Origin of the sequence: Streptomyces sp. NPDC017202 (genome assembly GCF_044331705.1) — a bacterium.
Classification (GTDB): domain Bacteria; phylum Actinomycetota; class Actinomycetes; order Streptomycetales; family Streptomycetaceae; genus Streptomyces.
The window spans coordinates 14,838-28,996 of record NZ_JBIRNP010000027.1; the positions used below are offsets into that span (position 1 = coordinate 14,838).

The 14,159-nt window shown below is 70.4% G+C and carries 15 protein-coding genes and 3 pseudogenes; 8 read left to right on the forward strand and 10 right to left on the reverse strand.

Features of this window, described 5'->3' with window-relative positions:
* Nucleotides 1–199 precede the first annotated feature (199 nt).
* A complete protein-coding gene (locus tag ACH4N1_RS31890; RefSeq protein ID WP_398103204.1) occupies nt 200–544 on the forward strand; it encodes an ArsR/SmtB family transcription factor in 345 nt (114 codons plus the stop codon).
* A 71-nt stretch (nt 545–615) separates the two neighbouring features.
* Here the strand turns inward: ACH4N1_RS31890 and ACH4N1_RS31895 are convergent, their stop codons facing one another.
* Nucleotides 616–1,572, reverse strand: a complete 957-nt coding sequence (locus tag ACH4N1_RS31895) for a cupin domain-containing protein (RefSeq protein ID WP_398103207.1) — start codon at nt 1,570–1,572, stop codon at nt 616–618.
* Nucleotides 1,573–1,672: 100 nt separating this feature from the next.
* Between ACH4N1_RS31895 and ACH4N1_RS31900 the strand changes: the two genes are divergently transcribed.
* Nucleotides 1,673–2,647 carry an MBL fold metallo-hydrolase gene (locus ACH4N1_RS31900; protein WP_398103209.1) on the forward strand — a complete coding sequence of 325 codons (975 nt, stop codon included), beginning with the start codon at nt 1,673–1,675 and terminating at the stop codon, nt 2,645–2,647.
* On the opposite strand, the gene ACH4N1_RS31905 is transcribed toward ACH4N1_RS31900, so the two are convergent.
* The 3 genes and pseudogenes from ACH4N1_RS31905 to ACH4N1_RS31915 form a co-directional block, all read right to left on the reverse strand.
* On the reverse strand, nt 2,640–2,999 hold the full coding sequence (locus ACH4N1_RS31905) for a hypothetical protein (RefSeq protein WP_398103211.1): 360 nt from the start codon (nt 2,997–2,999) through the stop codon (nt 2,640–2,642). The two genes, ACH4N1_RS31900 and ACH4N1_RS31905, sit on opposite strands and share 8 nt — an antisense overlap.
* Before the next feature lie 47 nt (nt 3,000–3,046).
* A pseudogene (locus tag ACH4N1_RS31910) lies at nt 3,047–4,411 on the reverse strand (IS1380 family transposase).
* A 106-nt stretch (nt 4,412–4,517) separates the two neighbouring features.
* Nucleotides 4,518–4,889 carry a hypothetical protein gene (locus tag ACH4N1_RS31915; RefSeq protein ID WP_398103354.1) on the reverse strand — a complete coding sequence of 124 codons (372 nt, stop codon included), beginning with the start codon at nt 4,887–4,889 and terminating at the stop codon, nt 4,518–4,520.
* Between the two features lie 293 nt (nt 4,890–5,182).
* On the opposite strand from ACH4N1_RS31915, the gene ACH4N1_RS31920 reads away from it, so the two are divergent.
* On the forward strand, nt 5,183–6,142 hold the full coding sequence (locus ACH4N1_RS31920; protein WP_398103213.1) for a YihY/virulence factor BrkB family protein: 960 nt from the start codon (nt 5,183–5,185) through the stop codon (nt 6,140–6,142).
* Nucleotides 6,143–6,186: 44 nt separating this feature from the next.
* Here the strand turns inward: ACH4N1_RS31920 and ACH4N1_RS31925 are convergent.
* The 3 genes and pseudogenes from ACH4N1_RS31925 to ACH4N1_RS31935 all read right to left on the reverse strand — a co-directional run.
* Nucleotides 6,187–6,339: pseudogene (locus tag ACH4N1_RS31925) on the reverse strand (transposase); the annotation flags it as partial.
* 22 nt (nt 6,340–6,361) lie between these two features.
* Nucleotides 6,362–6,907: a prevent-host-death protein gene (locus tag ACH4N1_RS31930; protein WP_398103216.1), complete on the reverse strand. Its 546-nt coding sequence runs from the start codon at nt 6,905–6,907 to the stop codon at nt 6,362–6,364.
* Nucleotides 6,908–7,002: 95 nt separating this feature from the next.
* Nucleotides 7,003–7,218, reverse strand: coding sequence for a transposase (locus ACH4N1_RS31935; protein WP_398103218.1), 216 nt, complete (start codon nt 7,216–7,218; stop codon nt 7,003–7,005).
* A 153-nt stretch (nt 7,219–7,371) separates the two neighbouring features.
* On the opposite strand from ACH4N1_RS31935, the pseudogene ACH4N1_RS31940 reads away from it, so the two are divergent.
* A pseudogene (locus ACH4N1_RS31940) lies at nt 7,372–7,500 on the forward strand (undecaprenyl-diphosphatase); the annotation flags it as partial.
* Nucleotides 7,501–7,605: 105 nt separating this feature from the next.
* Here ACH4N1_RS31940 and ACH4N1_RS31945 read toward each other — a convergent pair.
* Nucleotides 7,606–8,184: a TetR/AcrR family transcriptional regulator gene (locus ACH4N1_RS31945; RefSeq protein ID WP_398103221.1), complete on the reverse strand. Its 579-nt coding sequence runs from the start codon at nt 8,182–8,184 to the stop codon at nt 7,606–7,608.
* A gap of 260 nt (nt 8,185–8,444) precedes the next feature.
* On the opposite strand from ACH4N1_RS31945, the gene ACH4N1_RS31950 reads away from it, so the two are divergent.
* Complete coding sequence (locus ACH4N1_RS31950; protein WP_398103224.1) at nt 8,445–8,624, forward strand: hypothetical protein; 180 nt, start codon at nt 8,445–8,447, stop codon at nt 8,622–8,624.
* Between the two features lie 145 nt (nt 8,625–8,769).
* On the opposite strand, the gene ACH4N1_RS31955 is transcribed toward ACH4N1_RS31950, so the two are convergent.
* Nucleotides 8,770–9,885, reverse strand: coding sequence for an AI-2E family transporter (locus ACH4N1_RS31955; protein WP_398103226.1), 1,116 nt, complete (start codon nt 9,883–9,885; stop codon nt 8,770–8,772).
* Between the two features lie 190 nt (nt 9,886–10,075).
* On the opposite strand from ACH4N1_RS31955, the gene ACH4N1_RS31960 reads away from it, so the two are divergent.
* Together ACH4N1_RS31960 and lnt are read left to right on the forward strand one after the other, a co-directional pair.
* Complete coding sequence (locus ACH4N1_RS31960) at nt 10,076–10,555, forward strand: nuclear transport factor 2 family protein (protein ID WP_398103229.1); 480 nt, start codon at nt 10,076–10,078, stop codon at nt 10,553–10,555.
* Nucleotides 10,556–10,645: 90 nt separating this feature from the next.
* Nucleotides 10,646–12,211 (forward strand): apolipoprotein N-acyltransferase, encoded by a 1,566-nt coding sequence (gene lnt, locus ACH4N1_RS31965; RefSeq protein WP_398103232.1) that lies wholly within the window; start codon nt 10,646–10,648, stop codon nt 12,209–12,211.
* On the opposite strand, the gene ACH4N1_RS31970 is transcribed toward lnt, so the two are convergent.
* Nucleotides 12,129–13,040 (reverse strand): Gfo/Idh/MocA family protein, encoded by a 912-nt coding sequence (locus tag ACH4N1_RS31970; protein WP_398103235.1) that lies wholly within the window; start codon nt 13,038–13,040, stop codon nt 12,129–12,131. The genes lnt and ACH4N1_RS31970 overlap by 83 nt on opposite strands.
* A 581-nt stretch (nt 13,041–13,621) precedes the next feature.
* Between ACH4N1_RS31970 and ACH4N1_RS31975 the strand changes: the two genes are divergently transcribed.
* Nucleotides 13,622–14,134 (forward strand): DinB family protein, encoded by a 513-nt coding sequence (locus ACH4N1_RS31975; RefSeq protein ID WP_398103238.1) that lies wholly within the window; start codon nt 13,622–13,624, stop codon nt 14,132–14,134.
* Nucleotides 14,135–14,159: the final 25 nt, after the last annotated feature.

Sequence of the window (14,159 nt, forward strand, 5' to 3'; positions counted from 1 at the left end):
CCGACCCGGCAATGAGCGCGGCGAGCGGAAAGCGGAAAGCGCGGGAAGACGTCAGGGCACGGCTCGCGAAGCGCTCACGCCGGTCACTCCGACGGCGCGAGCGAAGCCATGCCCCTTCCTAGGTACCATTAATCTAGTACCTTGAGTGAATCACACTCCGAGGTACGATACAAGTCGTACCAACAGGGAGGCGGCTTCAGTGACAGACACCCACACAGGACGTACAGGCGCCGATGGCATCGACCTGGGCGTCGTACTTCGCGCCCTCGCCGACGAGCACCGCCGAGCTGTGATCATGGAGCTCGCCGCCGATCCGAACGACGGCGAGCGCGCCTGCCACTCCTTCGACCTGCCGGTCGCCAAGCAGACCCGGACCTACCACTTCCGAACGCTTGTCGACTCCGGACTCCTCTGCGAGATCGACTACGGCAACAAGAAGGGGGTCAGGTTGCGGAGGGCAGATGTCGACCGCCGACTTCCGGGCCTGCTCGACCTGCTCGCAGCAGAGTTCAACAGCTCCCCGGCTCCAACTCCACGACCGTAGACACACGTCTCCCACACCGCCAGCATGGCCCCCGACGCCCCTTGTATGACCTGCCCACCGGATTCAACGAACTACCGGTAACGGCCGAGTCGAGTGTTTGTGGCGGAAGCGGGCCGTCCCGTGACCTGCGCCCGATACCGCCCTGGTGTAGTGCCGAACTCCCTCTCGAAGGCGTGAGAAAGCGCGTACGGGCTGCCGTAGCCGACTCGGCCAGCGATGGTGGCCAGGGTTTCCTGGGTGTCGCGGAGCAGGGCCGCGGCAAGGATCACGCGCCACCATGTGAGGTACGCCATCGGAGGACGACCGACCAGAGTGGTGAACCGGCGCGCCAGGGTGGGACGGGAGACGCCCGCCTCCGCGGCCAGACGGTCATTGCTCCACGGTGCGGCCGGTGCCGAGTGCAGCGCCCGCAGGGCGGCGGCCGTCACCGGGTCGCCCAGCGCGCCGGGCCAGGCTCCGCAGGTGGTCTCGGTCATCCAGGAGCGGATCATGTAGACGAGGAGGAGGTCGAGCAGGCTCGGTAGCGCCACGCAGGAGCCGGGCCGGATCTCGTCCAGCTCGCCGGCGAGTAGGTCGATCGCGGCACGAAGTTCGAGGTGGCTTCCCACTCGGCTGGGAAGGTGGACGACCTCGGGCAGCTCCGCCATGAGGGGGTGCATGCGGGTGCAGTCGAGCCAGTACTTGCCGCAGAGTATCTCCGTCTCGTCGCGATCAGGCCGGGCTGGCGGCCCTGTCTCCGCGAGCCACTGCTCGAATGGCACTGCCCTCTCCCTGGCCGCGGTCGCGTCGACGGCGGAATCGGCGATCACATGGCCTGTGCCGTGAGGCAGCAGCACCGCGTCACCCACGCCGAGAGACACTGGCGCACCGCCGTCGGTCAGCAGCCAGCAGTTTCCCTTGAGTACGACATAGAAGCCCGCCCCTTCGTACGAGTCCAACCGCGCGCACCAGCTCGCCCTCGTCCGTACTCGGTGGGACCAGGGGTGCCCGATGTGCGCCACGGAGATCGCATCGCTCACCACATCCATTCGTCCAGCGTATCCCCTGTATGAAGCGTGAGACGGTTGCGTATCTTATTGAGCTGGAAGCGCATTGAGAGAATCTTTCGATCTCTCTTAACGTCGACTCATGATGAACGAGAACGAGCGTGTGCAGAACATGATGCTGGGGGATGTGGAGGTCATCCGGGTCATTGAGTGGCACGAACCGTTCCTGACCACCTCCGAGTTTCTTCCGGAGGTGAATGCCGGCGCGTGGAAGGACAACGAGCACTGGCTGGCACCGGACCACTGGAGGCCGGACAGTGACAGGACGGTGATCGCGTTGCAGTCGTGGGTACTGCGCAGCGCGGGCCGGACTGTCCTGGTCGACACAGGAGCGGGTAACGGGCGCGATCGGCCGGGCATGGCACCTTATTTCGACCAGAGGCAGGGAGATTTCCCCGAGCTCCTGGCGAGGGCCGGTGTCCGTCCGCAGGATGTCGATGTCGTCGTCAACACCCACCTTCATGTCGATCACGTCGGCTGGAACACCGTCGACGCGGACGGGCAGTGGGTACCGATGTTTCCCAACGCCCAATACCTCATTCCGGCCGCCGACGACTTCCACTACGGTCCGGTCAACGCGTACGGAGGCGGCGTGCAGGAGGTCGACCGCCTGATCTACGAGGACAGCATCGCCCCCATCCACCAGGCCGGACAGGCCGTGCTGTGGGACGGCCTCCACCACATCGACGAACACCTCACCCTGGAGTCCGCACCTGGCCACACTCCCGGTGCCTCCGTGCTGCGACTGGCGTCCGGGAGCGACCGGGCGGTCTTCGCCGGAGACCTGCTGCATAACCCGGCGCAGATCCTGCACCCCTGCTGCAACAGCAGTTCCTGTCTCGACCCGGGGCAGGCGGCGGCCAGTCGCCGTCGGATTCTCGGGCGGGCGGCCGACGAACGAGAGTTGCTCGTCCCCGCGCACTTCGGTGGCGCGGGCGCCGTGGAGATCCGACGGGACGGCGACGGGTTTGCCCTCGGCCCATGGGCGGAATTCAGTCCCCGCACCGGAGTGCATCCGACTGATGATCAGCTACTGGCACAGGGCCCTGCTAATTGATGTCGGCAAGGACTTCCAGAGCCCGTGTGATGTCCTTGGGTTCGGACTGCCACCCCGGGCGGGCGAACACCCGGCCAGAGGTCTCGAACAAGGGGGTGAGCAGCTCCAGTCCGTTGGCTCCGGCTGTCCGGCCGCTCATGTAGGCGTCCACCGCTACGTCCACCATTCCGGTGCGGACGTAGAGTTCGGCCGCACCGCTGATGTTGAGCAGGTGGCACTCGGGTGATCCCGGCCTAGCCTCGATCTTTCGTGATGGGCCGCCGAGGGAGTCGGGGGCCCATTTCGTTGTCGGTGGCTGAGACCGGGCAGGTTGAGTGCCCGGGTGTCGTCTCGGGTGGACGCCGGGTTCCACTGCTCCGGGCTGGCACGTTGTCTTGCAGGGACAGGTGAGTTGGCTGGTCAGCCAGGGTTTGGCAGGGGTGCGAGCCGCGCGAGGGCAGGTCCAGGGCCAGTGGCGGGCGAGGCGGAGGATGCGGCGTCGGCCGGTGGTGACGAGCTGGCCGGCCGCGGAGAACAGGCGGAGTCGCAGGCGGCGGGGTTCCCAGAGCCGGGTCTGGCCGGTCAGGGCGAGCATGGGCATCCAGGCCAGCAGGTCGAGGGCGATCTGGACGATCTCCAGCCAGAGCTGGTTCTGCGCGGTGTGGTGCAGGGGCAGGTTGCGCAGTCCGGTCGCTCGCGCGGCCCGGATGCGGTCCTCCGCGCGGGCTCGCAACCGGTGGCGGAGTTCGAGTCCGGCGATCGGCTGGTTGAGGGTGCTGGTGGCGAAGCAGGTGATCCGCATGCCGTCGGCGTCCGTGATCCTCAACTGGGCTCCGGGATGGGGCCGTTCCTTGCGGACGATCAACCGAGTGCCCTGCGGCCAGCCGTCGAGCGGGTCACCGGTGAGTTCGGCGACCCAGGTCCCGTCACGGACCTCGCCGTCCGATTCGACCGCAGGCGTCCAGGCCGATGCGGGGATCTTCAGAACGTGCTCGTGGATCGCCTCGGTGATCACCATGCCGACCGAGTAGGACAGCCAGCGTCCGCGCTGGGCGAGCCAGGCCACGAGCTCGTGGGTGCCGCCCGCGGAATCACAGCGGATCAGTGTCCGCCGTCCCCGCCGGTATTTCTTGGGCAGTTGAGCGAGGGCGAGGCGAGCGACGGTGATGTGGTCGGCGGCCGTGTTCGAGCCCGCGTTGCCGGGCCGGAGGTGCGCTGCGACAGGTTCGCCGGTTCCTCCCGGGCCGTGGTCGACGAAGCCCATGAGTGGATGGTGTCCGTAGGTCTTCTTCCAGGTCGGGGCCGCGTCCTGCTTGTCCGAGTGTGCGACGACCAGGACCCCGTCCAGGTCCACGGTCACCTGTCCGCCGGCATCCGGAGCCCGCTCGCCGGGGCCAACTCCCATACTTTTTTGCGGACTTCGGAACGTGCAGCGCGGATCGCGGTCAGCGCCTTCTCGCCGGAGGTGGCGAGGGTGCCGATCAAACGGGAGACCGTCGGATCGGAGGCAACCGGGCCGAACACACCCGGCTCGGCCCGCAGCATGGCGACGTCGGCCAGGCAGTCGCCGCCGAGTGCGACCGCCAGTGCGAGGTCCACGAGCATCTTGCCGGGGTCATGGACGGCTCGCGGTCTCCGCCACGGGGTCAGGGCTGCGGATATCGCCTGGTCAAGGCCGATCTTGCGGACCGTTTCGACCAACAGGACCGAACCGGCCTGCGAGACCACGGCCCGGCCGTCATCTCGGACAAGGACATGGGGATAGGCCCCGATAGGCTGCTTCACCTGGAAAGTGCCTCCGACAGGGGCAGGAACAAGGACCTCGACAATCCTCATTCTTGCTGGTCAGAGGCACTTCCTGCTTTCCTGACCGCCTGCCGGACAGCCCGCTTCATGAAAGCGCGAGGCTAGGGCCGCACGTGCAGTCCGCTCCGTGCCGGTAGAGGTGCTCCAGGAGCCGGACTGCATCGTTTCCGGTGGTGAGGGTTCTGGTCTTGGGCTTGGTGGGGTTTGTGCCCAGGCGGACTGGACGGTCATAGCGACGCGCCCAGTCCTCATCGACCAGCTCGTCCAGCAGGTGCCCGGCGAGGCCAGCGACCTCTTCCAGCACGGCGCGGACCGCCTCGGTGATCAGCTCCAGGCGGGTCAGGTCACGCACCGCGGCCAGGACATGGGTGGAGTCGGTGCGCTGGGTGGCGCATTCGCGCATCAGGCTGGCCTCCTTGAGGCGGACCCGACGCGAGGTCGAGGAGACGGTCGGCACGATCTCCCTCGGCGAGACGGTCGCGGAAGTCGGCCGGCACGCTGTGGTGAAAGCCAGGGTCGGCCGGCTCCATGGCCATGGCGTACGTGAAGTCGATGTGGCAGCGGACCGCCTCGGCAACCTCTCTGCCCGACTAGCCGCAAAAAATATAAAAAATAGCATTTTGTAATGAATTCCGTGTATGAGCTACATTCATCCGGATACCCGGACGGCATGGAAGGTATGACGGGCACGCCGCGGCCGGCCAGAAAGTCGAGGCCGGGCGGGGGGCGGGTGCCGGACCGGATGAGCAAGTGGAGCGGCAGGCGCCGGACACTCCGGCGGACCTGCCCAAGGGCTCCCGGCGGGCGGCGCTGAAAGGCACTCTGAAGGAGTTCAAGAAGGATGAGCTGGCCGACCGGGCCGCGGCGCTGACCTACTACGGGATCCTGGCGCTGTTCCCGGCCCTGCTGGCGCTGGTCTCGCTACTGGGGATCGTCGGCCAGAACGTGACGAAGCAGGTGCTGGACAACATCCAGAAGCTCGCCCCGGGCGCGGCGCGCGACGTCCTGAGCAACGCGGTGAAGCAGATGCAGGGCAACGGCGGGCTCGGCTCGATCATGGCGATCGTCGGTCTGGCGCTCGCCGTGTGGTCAGCCTCCGGCTATGTCGCGGCGTTCATCCGCAGCGCGAACGCCATCTACGACATTCCCGAGGGCCGTCCGATATGGAAGGTGATACCGGTCCGGGTCGGTATGACCGTTGTGCTGATGATCCTGGCAGTTGTCAGTGCGCTGATCGTCGTCTTCACCGGCGGCCTGGCCCGGCAGGTCGGCACCGCGCTAGGCATAGGGGACACGTTCCTGACGGTGTGGTCGATCGCCAAGTGGCCAGTGCTCGTCGTCCTGGTCACGGTCATGATCGCAATCTTGTACTGGGCGACGCCGAACGCGAAGGTCCGCGGCTTCCGCTGGATCACACCGGGCAGCTTCCTGGCCCTGGTGATCTGGATGATCGCCTCCGCCGGGTTCGCGCTGTACGTGGCGAACTTCGCCTCCTACAACAAGACCTACGGCGCCCTCGCCGGCGTGATCATTTTCCTGGTGTGGCTGTGGATCACGAACCTGGCGGTCCTCCTGGGCCTGGAGTTCGACGCCGAGATGCACCGGCAGCGCGCCGCCGCGGGCGGCCACCCGGTCGGCAAGGAGCCCTACGTCCAGCCCCGCGACACCCGAAAATGGGACGAAGAGGACCGCCGCCGCCTTGAATCCTGAACGGCGAGACCACCGTCGCCAGGTCCGCTCCCGGGCACGGCCTCGGCGTCGTCCTTACGGACCCACGTCCGCAGCGACTCCGCGGTGATGCCGAGATCCGCGGCCACCGCCGCCTACGTCTGCTTGCCCGCCGCGGCGCGGTAGAGCGCGACGGCGTCCTTCCGGAACTCCTCCGGGTACGGAGACTTGCGTCCCACCTGGACACCCCTCCCTGGACCATCAAGATCCATTATCAGGGTGTCCACTCCAGAGGATCAGCCTCAAGGAACCAGCTCGCCCTTCCTGGCGGCCGCCACGGTTAGGGACGCTCCATGGTCTCATCGTCGTCGAGCCACTCCAGACCGGCGCTGCCGCTGCTGAGCCCGGCCGCGACGGCGCGGTGGCCGTCTCCTTCCAGGAGGTCAGCTCTGCGATCGCGAGGTGCGGCTGGTCGGTGGAGAACGACGCGCGCGCCGCATCGACGCGGTCCTGCGCACAGGACTCCTGGTCGGCCGGCGACAGCGCGAGCATCCAAGGAAAGGCCTTGGACATCCGCTCGGCGAGCGAGCCGCGGTCGTCGAGGGTGACGGTGATGAGCTGCGCGGCAAAGTTCAGCAAACGGGCACGGCCCTCGGCCTCGCGCTGCGACATCAGGACCAGAGCCTCTCCGTCGCGCCGGGTCACCGTCACGGGGTGGTCCTCGGCCTCGGCGAAGACCTCGGCAGAGCGCTTGCTCAGGTCCGAGGAGCGTCGAGTCGCCGCGGGGAGGTCTGCTGCGATGGTCATGGATCCATAGCATTCGGAACGTATTCGGAAGTCCAGTGGGGGCCGCGGAGTGCGTGCGCCAGATTCGACCTCCGGATACGGTCCGAAGTCAGATCTCAGCCTTCCTTCTGTCCGGGGCGCGGCTGTACGTGTTCGCGGTGATCGGGCACGCCGGCCGGCGCATCCGCATCCTGGGCGCGACAGCCCACCCGACCGCCTCCTGGGTGGCACAGGCCGCCAGTGACCTTGCGGATGGCCTTGCCCAGGCCCAGGTGGTGATCGCCGATGACGAGCCGGACCCCGGTCAGACCGCGTTCGCACAGGTGACGCATGGAGCAGGAGATTGCCGATTCGCTGCAAACCCGGTGGCTGCGCTTCGTGGCGAGCGAGGAGAACGCTGGACGGTGCCCCCTCTCTCCCATTCAATCTTGAAGAGTGGCGGAAACAGCAGGTCAAAGCACTCAGGACCTCGACCTATGAACCCGTTCATGAAGTTCATCAGCACCAAGTCGTTCATGCCGTTCGTGTACTACCGGGTGGTCCTCGGCATCGTGATCATCGCCCTCGTCGCGATGGGCGTCCTGAGCCCGCACGCGGCGGAGTCGGCGGGCTGATCCCGCTCGGGCGGCAGTCGACCCGCACCGCCCCGGCACGGCCGTTCCGCGACCGGCCGGGGCGGTCCCGTCCGCGGGCAGCGGGCAGCGGGCAGCGGGACCGGCTTACTCGGCCACCACGATCCGGTCGACCGCCGCCGCCACCAGTTCTTCGCGCTCCGCCGCCGTGAAGACGTCCGGCAGGGTGAGCTGCTCCACGATCAGCCAGTTCAGCGCCAGGATGAGCAGCTTGACGGCCATGGCGTCCCCGGGGAGCCCGGAGGCCTCGTGATAGGCGACGTTCCCCTCGATGTCGGCCCGGACCCGTTCGGTGAGGACCTTGCGCAGTTCGGGGCGGCGGGTGGCCTCGAGGCGCAGTTCGAGCAGGGCGAGGTAGCCGGTGCGGAACGAGGCGACGCGGCCGACCAGTTCACGCATCAGCTCCGCGTACGTCTCCCGGTCGCGGCCTGCCGTGCGCTGCCGGACGAGCGTGGCCTCGTCCGGCTGGAGCCGCTCGTAGACGCGGGCGCCGGCCTGGGTGAGCAGGTCGTCGCGATTGGCGAAGTAGTTGGACGCGGTGCCGACGGGCACAGCGGCCTCGGCGTCCACCGCCCGGAAGGTCAGGCCTCGGGCTCCCTCCCGGGCCAGCACCTCGATCGCGGCATCCACCAGGGCGGCGCGCCGCTCGTCGTTCCGTCTCGCCATGGACACCCTCCCGGTGCGTCATCAGACCACTTCGGCGAGAGTACTACGCGTGAAGTTGCCGGGCCGGGCACCGGCAGGCCGCCACCTCTTCGCTACTTCACCCCTTCACCCCTTCACCCCTTCACCCCCTCGCCCCTTCGCCCCTTCGCCCGGCCGACAACGCCGCCCCCGTGCGGTGAACTCGGCCCGTGACCAAGCCCATAGGGATTGCGTAGCCACCCGGTAGCGCAGTGTCAGTGCTTGCGCCTAGGCTGTTGCGCATGTCCCCGAGTTCATTAGCCCCTGGTTCCGTGCGGTCTGCCGCCGAGTTGAACGAGCAGATCCGGGCTCTGTGGCTGCGCGCGGGCGGGTCGCTGTCGGCCCAGGAGCGGGCGGAGTACGAGCTGTTGGTGGTCGAGTGGGCCGCGGCCATCCGCGGAGAGGTCGTCAGGGCGGCCTGAGGCCGGCCCCGCCGCGGCACGTCTCCCGGCCGGGCCCTCGCCCTGATCCCCGCCCGACCCGGCCGGGCGCGCCCCCGACCAGGTCGGCGCCGCGCCGCGCCGCGCCGCGCCACCCCATCCGCCGGCGCCTTCCCCGGCAGGAGTGCTACGACGGCACCACGACCCCGTCGTGCACCTCGTCCGCCCCCGGCCCCTCGGCCGGGTCGGTGAGTTGCTCGCGCACGTAGTTCCAGATCACCGCGAGCAGTGCCGCGACCGGTACCGCGAGCAGACTGCCGACGATCCCGGCGAGGCTGCCGCCGAGCGTCACCGCCAGCAGGACCACCGCCGCGTGCAGGCCGAGCCCCCGGCTCTGGATCATCGGCTGGAAGACGTTGCCCTCCAGCTGCTGCACCACGACGATGATGGCCAGCACGATCAGCGCGTCCGTCAGACCGTTGGAGACCAGCGCGATGAGGACGGCGACGAATCCGGCGAACAGCGCGCCCACGATCGGCACGAACGCGGAGACGAAGGTCAGCACCGCCAGCGGAAGCACCAGCGGCACGTCCAGGATCCACAGCCCGAGGCCGATGAGCACCGCGTCGAGCAGACCGACGACCGCCTGCGACCGGACGAACGCGCCCAGCGTGTCCCAGCTGCGGGCGGCCACCGTCGGGACGTCCGTGGCGAACCGACCGGGCAGCTGGCGGGCCAGCCAGGGCAGGAACCGGGGGCCGTCCTTGAGGAAGAAGAACATCAGGAAGATCGCCAGGACCGCGGTGACCAGGCCGTCGACCACCGTGCTCACTCCCGTGACGACGGCGGTGACCATGCTCCCCAGGCCGTCCTGGGCACGGGCGACCCCGGTGTCGAAGGCCTTGTTGATCTGGTCGTCGCCGATGTTCAGGGGCGGCCCGGCGGCCCATTCGCGCACCCGCTGCAGGCCTTCGACCACCCCGTCGGTCAGCTCCCCGGACTGGGAGGCCACCGGTATCGCGATCAGCGCCACGGTGCCCGCGGCGACCAGCAGGAACAGGACGGTCACCAGCGACGCGGCGAGGGCGGGCGGCCAGCCGCGCCGGCGCAGGTAGCGCGTCGGGGGCCAGGTCAGGGTGGTCAGGAACAGGCCGACGACGAGGGGCCACACGATCGACCACATCTGTCCCAACAGCCACAGTGCGACCGCGAGCCCCACGAGGAGCAGCAACAACTCGACGGATATGCGCGCCGACGCGCGGAGCGCGGCGCGGGTCCTCGTGGAACTCAACGTGGCAGACATGGGGCTCACCCTATGGGTACGCCGCTCGGGGATACGTCGGTCGGGGATACGCCGGTCAGGGTTGCGCGTGAACCCGGACCCGCCCGGCCCGGTTCCTGCCGGAAGGACTTCGGCCCTCCGGCCGCGCCGATCGGGCGGACGTACCCGCACGGCCCTTGGCGCCACGCCCGCCATGCCCAACACTCGGGCCATGACGCAGCGTGTGGAGCTCGCGGCCGTGATGGACCGCCTGGCCGTCGACGGTCTGATCACCGACTACGCGGTCGCCGTCGACGACGGCGACTGGGCGGCCTACCGGGCCTTGTTCACTTCCGACGGGCGGGCGGACTACCGCTCGGCCGGCGGCATCGAGGGAGAGGCGGGAAAGGTCGCCGCCTGGCTGGAGGAGAGCATGCGGCCGTTCTCGATGCGCCAGCACCTGATCGTCAACCGCCGGCTGCGCTTCGGGATCCTGGAACAGGACCCGGGCGACACCGCCCGGCTCCAGGCCGACTACGTGAGCCCGATGCGGCGGGCGGGCGGGGAGGAGGGGGCCGCCGGGGCACCGGACCTCGTGTGCGGCGGCCGGTACGCCTTCGAACTGCTGCGGACGGAGGACGGCTGGCGGGTGCGCGAGGTGGTGGTGCGGGAGAAGTGGCGCCGGCTGCCGGGCCGGGACATCGCCGGCTGACCGGAGGACTCCCCGTCCGCCGGAGACCATCTGGTCGGAGATCGCCCCGGACGCGCACACTGGAGCGACCACGGGGTAGGGAGGTGCCGTATGAAGACGTTCGGTCACTGGCTCTCCTCCCCGTGGCGGCGCTCGGCCCTCGTGGCCCTGGCAGGCGCGCTGCCCGTCCCGTCCTTCCCGGCGCCCGGCCTGTGGTGGTGGGCGTACGCCGCGCTGGTCCCCTGGCTCCTGCTGGCGCGTTCGGCGCCCACGGGCCGGCGGGCCCTGTACGACGGCTGGGCCGGCGGGTTCGGGTTCATGCTGTCCATGCACGTGTGGCTGCTGCCGAGCCTGCACGTCTTCACACTGGTCCTCGCCGCCCTGCTGGGCGCGCTGTGGGCGCCGTGGGGCTGGCTGGCGCGGCGGTTCCTCGGCGGGGTGCCCTCGCGGGGCCGGGCCTGCGCCGCGCTGCTGGTGCTGCCCTCGGGCTGGCTGGCCGTGGAGCTGGTCCGTTCCTGGCAGGGGCTGGGCGGGCCGTGGGGTGTGCTCGGGGCCGGCCAGTGGCAGGTGGAGCCGGCGCTGCGGCTGGCGTCCGTCGGCGGGGTGTGGCTGCTGAGCTTCCTGGTGGTGGTGGTGAACGTCGCCCTCGCCCTGCTCGTCGCGGTGCCGGCGCACCGGGTGCCGGCCGTCGCCGGCCTGGTGGCGACGGCCGCCGCGGCCTCCGCCGCATGGGTGTGGTCGCCGCGGCCGGAGACCGGCGGGCAGGCGCGGATAGCCGTCGTCCAGGCCGGTGTCGTCGACGGGCCCGAGCGCCGTTTCGACCGGGAGGAGCAGCTGACCCGCCGGCTCGTCGGGCAGGACGTCGATCTGATCGTCTGGGGCGAGAGCAGCGTCGGCCACGACCTGGCCGACCGTCCCGACCTGGCGCGCCGGCTGGCCGCGCTGTCGCGCGCGACCGGCGCCGACATCCTGGTCAACGTGGACGCCCGCCGGTCCGACCGGCCCGGCATCTACAAGAGTTCGGTCCTGGTCGGACCGGACGGACCGACCGGCGACCGGTACGACAAGATGCGGCTGGTGCCGTTCGGTGAGTACGTCCCCGCCCGGTCGTTGCTGGGCTGGGCCACGTCCGTCGGCAAGGCGGCCGGCGAGGACCGGCGGCGCGGCACGGAGCAGGTCGTGATGAACACCGGGGCGGGCCTGCGCATCGGCCCGCTGGTGTGCTTCGAGACGGCGTTCCCCGACATGAGCCGCCATCTCGTCGAGGACGGCACCGACGTCCTGGTCGGCGAGTCGTCGACGTCGACGTTCCAGAACAGCTGGGCCCCCGCGCAGCACGCCTCGCTGGGCGCCCTGCGGGCCGCGGAGACCGGCCGCCCCTTCGTGCACGCGACGCTGACGGGTGTCTCGGCGGTGTACGACGCGAGCGGCGCGCGGCTCGGCCCGCGGCTGGGGACGGACGCGAGCACCGCCGCCGTCTACGAGGTGCCGCTCGCGGACGGTGTCACCCCGTACGTCCGCTTCGGCGACTGGCCGGTCCACGCCGCCCTGCTCGTCCTCCTCGTACTCGGCCTGGTGGAGGGGGCGCGGGCGGTCAGGCCGCGCCGGAACGCTCCCGCACCGCTCGGACCACCCGCTCGCACAGTTCGTGAGTCGCCAGCGCGTCCCGGGCACTGAGCGTCCTTCCCGCGCGGACGGCGTCGAGGAAGGCCCCCGCCGCCTGCTCGATGCCGCGCTGGCGGGCCACCGGCACCCAGTCGCCGCGCCGCCGCACGGTCGGCTGCCCCTTGTGGTCGATCACCTCGGCGAGGTTGACCACCTGGCGCTTGGTGTCCTGGCCGGACACCTCCAGGATCTCCTCGTTGGACCCGCTGAGCCGGTTCATCACCCCGAGCGCGGTGAAGCCGTCACCGGAGAGCTGGAGGACGACGTGGTGCAGCAGCCCGGCCTCGACGCGGGCCCGCACGGTCACGTCCTCGACCGGTCCCGGGGCGAGGAAGCGCAGGGTGTCGACGACGTGGATGAAGTCGTCGAGGATCATCGCCCGCGCCTCCTCGGGCAGGCCGACGCGGTTCTTCTGCATCAGGATCAGCTCGCGCGGGTGGTCGGCGCACTGCGCGTACCCGGGGGCGAACCGACGGTTGAAGCCCACGGCCAGGCTGGTCCCGCGCTCCTCCGCGAGCGCGACGAGCCGCTCGGAGTCGGCGAGGTCGTACGCCAGCGGCTTGTCGACGTAGGTCGGGACACCCGCTTCCAGGAGCCGTGTGACGATCTCGGGGTGGACGGCGGTGGGGGCGTGCACGAAAGCGGCGTCCAGGCCCTGGGCGAGCAGCGCGTCGAGGTCGCGGTGGCGCTGCCCGGCCGGCAGGCGCAGGCCGTCGGCGATCCGGTCGAGGGTGGCCGGGGTGCGCGTCTGGAGATGGAGTTCGATGCCGGGCAGCGCGCCGAGCACCGGCAGATACGCCTTCTGCGCGATGTCGCCGAGTCCGATGCAGCCGACCTTCACGGGGGCTCCTTCACTGCTGGTCCGCGCCTGCCTGCACGGCAGCATACGGGGCCCGCGGCGGCGTCCGGCGGGCGCTCCCGCCGAGGCCCGCGCGGCGGGAGCCCGGGTCGGGTCGCCGGGTCGCCGTTGCGCACGGCGACGACGGCCGGACGGGCGCGGGACGCGCCCTGAGAGGCAGCCGGGCGGGCGGGGCGGGGCGGCCGGTGTGACGCCGGGCGGGGACGACGGCGCACTCGCCCGGCCTGGCCGCCGGGCCGGACGGGCCGGACGAGCCGGACGAGCCGGACGAGCCGGACGAGCCGCGGCAGCATCGTGCAGCCGCGGCAGAGAGGCGGCCGCGGCGTGGAGGTGGCCGTGGCGGGGAGGTGGCCATGGCGGGGAGGTGGGCAGCGTCGGCCGCGGGCCCGGCGAGCGGCCCGGCGGGCCGGGCCGCGGGCCTTCCGAGCCGCGCGGGCGCCGGGTCCCCGGCCTGGAGAGACCGGTCCGGGCTGCGGGAACCGCCGGCCGGACCCTCGCTCGCCGGCCTCCGCCCGGCGGAAAACACGTGGTGGCGGAGGGGCCGGCCGGGCGACCATGCGGGCATGACGACCGAGCGCACCGAACCCGCCCAGAACGCCGGCGAACGCACCATGCTGGAAGGCTGGCTGGACTACCACCGGCAGACCCTCGCGTGGAAGTGCGAGGGCCTCACCGACGCCCAGCTCCGCACCGCTTCCGTGCCGCCCTCCGAACTGTCCCTGATGGGGCTGGTGCGGCACATGGCGGAGGTCGAGCGCAACTGGTTCCGCCGGATCCTCGTGGGCGACGAGGCCGGCCCGATCCACTACGGCGACGAGGACCCCGACGGCGAGTTCCACCTCACCGAGCAGGACACCTGGCAGGAGGCGTACGCCGACTGGCAGGCCGAGATCGCGATCGCCCGGCGCAACGCGGCCGGTTTCGGGCTGGACGACCTCTCCCGTGGCAGGAGCCGGTTCACCGAGGATCCGTTCAGCCTGCGCTGGATCTACACGCACATGATCGAGGAGTACGCGCGGCACAACGGCCACGCCGATCTGCTGCGCGAGCGGATCGACGGCGTCACCGGCGACTGACGTCACGTCACCCCCGGCCGCCGCG

Coding starts and splice junctions, on each gene's coding strand:
- ACH4N1_RS31975 (WP_398103238.1), top strand. CDS start 13,622: ATGACGACCGAGCGCACCGAACCCGCCCAGAACGCCGGCGAACGCACC.
- ACH4N1_RS31960 (WP_398103229.1), top strand. CDS start 10,076: ATGACGCAGCGTGTGGAGCTCGCGGCCGTGATGGACCGCCTGGCCGTC.
- ACH4N1_RS31955 (WP_398103226.1), bottom strand. CDS start 9,885: ATGTCTGCCACGTTGAGTTCCACGAGGACCCGCGCCGCGCTCCGCGCG.
- ACH4N1_RS31900 (WP_398103209.1), top strand. CDS start 1,673: ATGATGAACGAGAACGAGCGTGTGCAGAACATGATGCTGGGGGATGTG.
- ACH4N1_RS31945 (WP_398103221.1), bottom strand. CDS start 8,184: ATGGCGAGACGGAACGACGAGCGGCGCGCCGCCCTGGTGGATGCCGCG.
- lnt (WP_398103232.1), top strand. CDS start 10,646: ATGAAGACGTTCGGTCACTGGCTCTCCTCCCCGTGGCGGCGCTCGGCC.
- ACH4N1_RS31950 (WP_398103224.1), top strand. CDS start 8,445: ATGTCCCCGAGTTCATTAGCCCCTGGTTCCGTGCGGTCTGCCGCCGAG.
- ACH4N1_RS31930 (WP_398103216.1), bottom strand. CDS start 6,907: ATGACCATCGCAGCAGACCTCCCCGCGGCGACTCGACGCTCCTCGGAC.
- ACH4N1_RS31895 (WP_398103207.1), bottom strand. CDS start 1,572: ATGGATGTGGTGAGCGATGCGATCTCCGTGGCGCACATCGGGCACCCC.
- ACH4N1_RS31935 (WP_398103218.1), bottom strand. CDS start 7,218: ATGCGTCACCTGTGCGAACGCGGTCTGACCGGGGTCCGGCTCGTCATC.